The 631-nt window shown below is 59.1% G+C and carries 1 protein-coding gene; it reads right to left on the reverse strand.

Annotated elements, in window-relative coordinates; translation table 11 throughout:
• Nucleotides 1-631 (reverse strand): ATP-dependent DNA ligase (locus X742_RS140265; protein ID WP_023775662.1); only part of this gene is annotated, 631 nt, incomplete at both ends.

Below are 631 nucleotides of genomic sequence, written 5' to 3' on the forward strand. Positions count from 1 at the left end.
ACGCGGTCCCATAGCGCTTGCCGTTTGTGAGCCTTAAACGTGACGAAGGCGCCACCGGCATAGCGGCCCTTGTCCGCCATCAGCACCATCGCGGGTTTCCCGGCCTCACGCTGCACGCCAATGATGTCCATTTCCTTTTCGGCATAGCACTTGATCTTGCGCCAGTTCATCGTCGGCCCGCTGCGATAGGTGCTGTCCTTGCGCTTTGAAACCATGCCCTCCAGTCCGGCCTTGTCGACAAGGTGATAGACGGCATCGCCGGTTCCCGGCATTGCTTCGCTGAACTGGATGCGGCCACCAGTCGGGATCAATGCCTGGAGAATGTCGCGGCGGTCTTCCACCGGCATGTCGCGCAAATCGTGGCCGTTGAGGTGCAGGAGATCGAACGCCACCAGATACAGATCGCGAGAAGGGTTGCGGCTGGTAACGGCTGATTGCAGTGCGTGGAAGTCCGACAGGCCGGCTTCGTTGATGCTGATCGCCTCACCGTCGATGATGAAGTCTTTCGCTTCGATCGCCTCTGCTTCGCCGGCGAGTTGGATGTAGCGCCCGGTCCAGTCATAGCCGTTTTTCGTGATCAACCGAATCCCGTCGTCATCCTTGATGACCTGGGTCCTGTAACCATCGAACT

The sequence above is a fragment of the Mesorhizobium sp. LNHC229A00 genome (genome assembly GCF_000502415.1).
Taxonomy (GTDB): Bacteria; Pseudomonadota; Alphaproteobacteria; order Rhizobiales; family Rhizobiaceae; genus Mesorhizobium.